This is a genomic window from Streptomyces sp. NPDC006283 (assembly GCF_040613325.1).
Taxonomy (GTDB): Bacteria; Actinomycetota; Actinomycetes; order Streptomycetales; family Streptomycetaceae; genus Streptomyces.
The window spans coordinates 28,835-33,569 of record NZ_JBEXRZ010000074.1 but is presented as its reverse complement, the minus strand read 5'-3'; the positions used below and the strand labels follow the sequence as shown (position 1 = coordinate 33,569).

General features: G+C 73.6%; 5 protein-coding genes and 1 pseudogene. All 6 read right to left on the bottom strand.

The window, feature by feature from the left end; translation table 11 throughout:
- Window positions 1-342 (bottom strand): annotated as a pseudogene (locus ABZ070_RS17555) (hypothetical protein); the annotation flags it as partial.
- A gap of 44 nt (window positions 343-386) precedes the next feature.
- Window positions 387-1,166 (bottom strand): polyketide synthase, encoded by a 780-nt coding sequence (locus tag ABZ070_RS17550; protein ID WP_356634693.1) that lies wholly within the window; start codon window positions 1,164-1,166, stop codon window positions 387-389.
- Window positions 1,163-1,927, bottom strand: coding sequence for an enoyl-CoA hydratase/isomerase family protein (locus tag ABZ070_RS17545; RefSeq protein ID WP_356634691.1), 765 nt, complete (start codon window positions 1,925-1,927; stop codon window positions 1,163-1,165). Before ABZ070_RS17545 ends, ABZ070_RS17550 begins: the two co-directional genes overlap by 4 nt.
- A complete protein-coding gene (locus tag ABZ070_RS17540) occupies window positions 1,924-3,174 on the bottom strand; it encodes a hydroxymethylglutaryl-CoA synthase (RefSeq protein WP_356634689.1) in 1,251 nt (416 codons plus the stop codon). Before ABZ070_RS17540 ends, ABZ070_RS17545 begins: the two co-directional genes overlap by 4 nt.
- A 32-nt stretch (window positions 3,175-3,206) precedes the next feature.
- A complete protein-coding gene (locus tag ABZ070_RS17535; protein ID WP_356634687.1) occupies window positions 3,207-4,472 on the bottom strand; it encodes a beta-ketoacyl synthase N-terminal-like domain-containing protein in 1,266 nt (421 codons plus the stop codon).
- Window positions 4,469-4,720 carry a phosphopantetheine-binding protein gene (locus tag ABZ070_RS17530; protein ID WP_356634685.1) on the bottom strand — a complete coding sequence of 84 codons (252 nt, stop codon included), beginning with the start codon at window positions 4,718-4,720 and terminating at the stop codon, window positions 4,469-4,471. Before ABZ070_RS17530 ends, ABZ070_RS17535 begins: the two co-directional genes overlap by 4 nt.
- Between the last annotated feature and the right edge of the window lie 15 nt (window positions 4,721-4,735).

The window sequence follows — 4,735 nt, the reverse complement described above, 5'->3', positions numbered from 1 at the left end:
GGGCGATGCGCCCTCCTCCGCCGCCGCCCGCAGCAGGGCCGCCGCCTGAACGCGGTCCACGCCGCCCGCCGCGGCTGCGGCCGCCGGAGCGGGGTGCACACCGCCGGCCGCGGCTGCGGCACCGGTGGGCGCCGGGGCCTCGCCCCGGCCGGGCGCGGGCAAGGCGCTCCCCCCCGCGCCCGCCGGGGGCCGGGGGGTGGCCGGAGTGGGCGCGGGGGCGTCGCTCGCGCCGGGGGGCTCGGCCGTCGTCGGCGGGGTGGTCGTGCGCAGGAGGGCGGCGGTGGTGGACGCGGTGTCCAGGGTGCCGTTCTTGAATCGGGTCAGGATCTCTTTCGCGTCCATCGGTTCCCTCGGTCCTCGCATGGCAGGGGCGGGCGGTCGTGCGGTCAGCGGCCGGTGTCGCCGTATCCGGCGACGATGCGGTCGAGCACCTCGGGCAGCCGGAACGAGGTGCGGTGCAGGGCGGCCTCGCGGGCGATCGCGGCGTCGGTGGCGGCCAGCAGCGGTTCGGCGAGGTCTTGTTTGAGGAGTTCGACCGAGGCGCGGGGCGGGCCGCACATCGACAGCGCCAGCTCCCGTGCGGTGCGCGGTACGTCGGCGTGCGCGGTCACGCGGATCGGGGCGCCGCGCTCGCGTAGTTCGGCGCCGCGGTAGTTGCGGGCGGTGTAGAGCATTTCGGTGCCCAGTTCGCGGCCGAAGCGGGACGGGAACAGGTGGGTGGCGCCCATGCCGGGGGTGAAGCCGTAGTTCATGAAGTTGCCCGCGTACATGGAGCGTTCGCTGAAGACGGCGAAGTCGGCGTACAGGGCCAGGACGAGGCCGCCGCCGATGGCGTGGCCCTGGAGGGAGGCGATCACCGGCAGCGGGCAGCGGGCGAAGACGCGGAAGAAGTCGTCGGTGTCGAAGGTGGCGTCGCCGCGGGCGAAGTTGATCAGTTCGCGGCGGGTGCCGCCGGCGCAGAACAGTTCGGGCCGGCCTTCGACGAGGACGGCGCGGGTGTGCGGGTCGGCGGCGGCGCGTTCGACGCAGTCGACGAGTCCTTGGGTCAGGGCGGGCGAGAAGGTGTTGCGGCTTGCGGTGTCGTCCATGGTGACGACGGCGAGCGGCCCTTCCCTGGTGAGCCGGACGACGGCGTCGGGGGCGGCGGGGGCGGTGGGTGTGCTCATGCGGCACGCTCCGGTGTGGCCAGCCGGCCGATGAGCCGGTGGACGGCCGGGTCGGCGAGCCGGTCGAGGAAGGTGCGTGTGGCGTCCAGGCCCAGGTGGGTGTCGCGGGGGAAGAGTCTGGCCCGGTATTCCTTGAGCGCGCCGGTGGTGTCGCGGTCGACGCGGCTGAGGTGGACCAGGGTGCGGCGCAGTGCGCCTTCGGTGTCGGTGGTGGCCTCGTCGGCGAGGCCGGCGGCGAGGGCTGCGGCCGCGTCGAGGTCCTCGGCGAGCAGGGTGGCAGTGAAGGCGCGCTGTTCACCGGTGCGGCGGGCCACGAACGGCAGGGCCATGGCGGGCACGAGGCCCACCAGGGCTTCGGTGAGCCGGAAGCGGGCGTCGGGGCCGGCGATGACGAGGTCGCAGGCGGCGGCCAGTCCCACTCCTCCGGCGCTCGCGCGCCCGTCGACGACGGCGATGGTGACGACGGGGGTGCGGGTCAGGCGTTCCAGCAGCCGCCAGTACGGGAGTTCTTCCGTGGCGGCGCCGGTGGCGCCGGTGGCGTCGGAGGTGTCGGGCACACCGTCCGACAGGTCGGTTCCGGCGCAGAAGTCGTCGCCGCTCGCGCACAGGACCAGGACGCGGCAGCCGGGGTCGGCTTCGGCGGCGTCCAGCGCTGCGTGCAGGTTGGTCAGGAGCAGGGCGGTGATGGGGTTGCGGCGGTCGGGGTCCTCGAGGCGGGCGCGGATCACGCCGCGGGCGCGGGTGAGGGTGACGGCGGTCATCGCGCGCCTCCGTCGAGCCACACGTATTCGCGGTGGTAGTCGCGCACGGCGGACAGGACCAGGCGGCGGCCGCCGGTGAAGCGGGCCTTGGTGATCTGCGGGAAGCGGTCGAGGTCGAAGGTGAAGTCCCGCATGCCGAACTTCAGTTCGGCGGTGGCGGTCAGGAGTTCGTCGTACTCGTCCATGCTCAGCTCGTAGCGGGCGTCGAGTGCTTCGCGGATGCCCATGGCGCGCACGGCGCGCTGCGAGTCGGGGGTGATGGTGACGCTGTAGAACTCGGAGGCGCATCCGGAGCCGTAGGAGAAGACGCCGACGCGGCGTTCGCGGTCGACGGCGGCGTTGGCGATGGTGGAGGCGAGGGCGAGGTGGACGGTGCCGGCGTAGATGTTGCCGACCTGCTGCGGGTACTGGACGGCCGGGCCGAGGCGGGTGGTGAAGTCGTCCTCGACGGCCTGGGGGGCAAGGCCGCGCTTGAGGGTGCGCAGCGCGGCCCGGTGTGCGCCCTTGACCATGCCGGGGAAGGGGGTGTGCATGGCCAGCAGGTCGAAGGTGTCGACGAAGTCGGCGCCCTCGACCTTGCGGGCGTAGTCGGTGAAGGAGCCTTTGAGGCAGTCGATGAACGTCAGGAGCGACAGGTCGGTGTCGCCGGCCTCGGCCTCCGGGTCGGGGCGGCAGGTGTCCATGACCTCGTAGGAGTGGAAGCCGTTGGCGCCGGGGTCGAAGGCGGCGACGACGGGGTTGTCGCCGACGAGCATGGCCATGGCGCCGGCACCCTGGCTGGGTTCGACGTAGGTGTGCGGCACGGGGCGGGCCACGTCGCTGCTGATGACGAGGGCCTTGGTGCCCTCGAAGGGGCTGGCGGCGACGACGGCGGCGGCCATCTGCAGGGCGGCGGTGCCGCTGTAGCAGGCCTGCTTGGTCTCGAACAGGCGGCAGCTGCGCGGCAGGCCGAGGTGGTCGTGGACGTAGGTGGCGAGCGACTTGCCGAAGTCGACGCCGGACTCGGTGCCGACGATGAGCAGTTCGATCGAGTCGCGTTCGGCGTCGGTGAGGGCGTCGACGAGGGGTTTGGCGGCGTTGACGGCGAAGGACACGGCGTCCTCGCAGTGCAAGGCGACGCTCTTGCGGGCCATCATCAGGTTGCCGATCCGGCTGTCGTCGAGGCCGCGGGCCGCGAACAGGGTCGGCACGTCGACGTAGGTCTCACCGCAGTAGGCGTTGATGGCTTCGATGCCGACCTGCTTCATGTCTTCTCCGTAACTGACAGGGTCGTGCGGCTTCAGGGCCGGGGTTCGGGGAGGCGGATCACCACGGAGGCGTTGATGCCGCCGAAGGCGAAGCTGTTGCTCAGTGCGCAGCGCAGCGGCCGCTGTTCGGCGGTGCGGCCGGCCAGCGGCAGGGTGGTGTCGGGCTCGTGCAGGTTCACGTTGGGGTGAACGGTGCCCGCCCGTAGTTGCGCGACGGTGGCGACCGCCTCGATCAGTCCGGCCGCGGACAGGCAGTGGCCGGTCAGCGGCTTGGTGGAGTTGATGCGCAGCGAGGGCCGGGTGCCGAACACCGCCTGCAGTGACGCTGCTTCGGTCGCGTCGCCCAGCCTGGAGCCGGTGCCGTGCGCGTTGACGTAGTCGATGTCGTCGGGGCCGATGCCCGCGGTGTCCAGCGCGGTGCGCATGGCCCTCTCCTGGCCGGCGGCGTCGGGCTCGGTGCCGCGGCGGGCGTCCAGGCGCTGCCCGTGGCCGGTGATCTCCGCCAGCACCCGGGCGCCGCGCCGGCGGGCTGCGTCGGGGTGTTCCAGGACGAGGGCGGCGGCGCCCTCGCCGCGGACGAAGCCCTGGCGGGCGGTGTCGAACGGGCGGCACATGCGGGCGGGTTCGTCGCGGAAGTGCTCGTCGGCCATCGCGCCGGTGCGGCGCAGTGCCTCCGCCTCCACCGGTGACAGTTCGGCCACCGGGGCGACGACGAGGGCGCGTTCGGCCCAGCCGGCGGCCACCGTGCGTGCCGCCTGGATGAGTGCGAGGGTGCCGCTGGCCGATGCGCCGCCCAGGGCCCAGCCCTCGGCACGGATGCCGGTGAGCTCGCTGACCGCGCCGACGACGTCCACGTCGAGGTGGGTGAGCGCGTAGGAGGCGCGCAGCCGGCCCGGGGCCCGGTCGTGGCCCAGGACGGTCTGTGCCTGGTGGGCGAGGGCGAGGTTGCTGCCGGCGACGATCAGCGCGGTATCGGCGAGTTGCTCCTTTGCAAGGCGTGCGTCGCCCACCGCGCGCAGTGCGACGCAGGCGGCGCTGCGCGCGGGCAGCGCCGCGCGGCCCGCGACCTTGCGCAGCCGGGCCGCGTCCTCGGGCTTGTCGGCGAGGTGGCGCCCGGCCCAGGAGGCGAGGTCGAAGGCGGCGAGCGCGGCGACGGGCAGCGCGTCGTCCCCTTCGCCGCCGAGGGTCACCGCGCTGCGGCCGGCGAGCAGGGCGGCGGTGAAGCCGTCCAGGTCCTCGGCGAGCGGGGTGAGCACCGCGGCGGCCGTGACGGCCACCGGGCCGGGCTGCGGGCTCACGCGTGCGTGCTGTGGTGGGCGCGGAAGACCGCGACCAGCGAACGCAGGTCGTCGGCCTGGGTGAGGGCCGCGCCGGGCACCGTGATGCCCAGCTCGTCCTGGGCGGCGATCACCACGTCCATACGGTCGATGGAGTTGGCGCCCAGCTCGCGCATGCTGTGGTCGAGGGTGATCTCGATGTCGGCGGTCTCGGGCAGTACGTCCACGATCTGGGCGCGGATGACGGCGAAGATCTCGTCCTCGGTCATGGGTGGTTCGTCCTC

Excerpts from the sequence above, each read along its gene's own strand:
- ABZ070_RS17550 (WP_356634693.1), bottom strand. The coding sequence starts at position 1,166 with ATGAGCACACCCACCGCCCCCGCCGCCCCCGACGCCGTCGTCCGGCTC.
- ABZ070_RS17545 (WP_356634691.1), bottom strand. The coding sequence starts at position 1,927 with ATGACCGCCGTCACCCTCACCCGCGCCCGCGGCGTGATCCGCGCCCGC.
- ABZ070_RS17540 (WP_356634689.1), bottom strand. The coding sequence starts at position 3,174 with ATGAAGCAGGTCGGCATCGAAGCCATCAACGCCTACTGCGGTGAGACC.
- ABZ070_RS17530 (WP_356634685.1), bottom strand. The coding sequence starts at position 4,720 with ATGACCGAGGACGAGATCTTCGCCGTCATCCGCGCCCAGATCGTGGAC.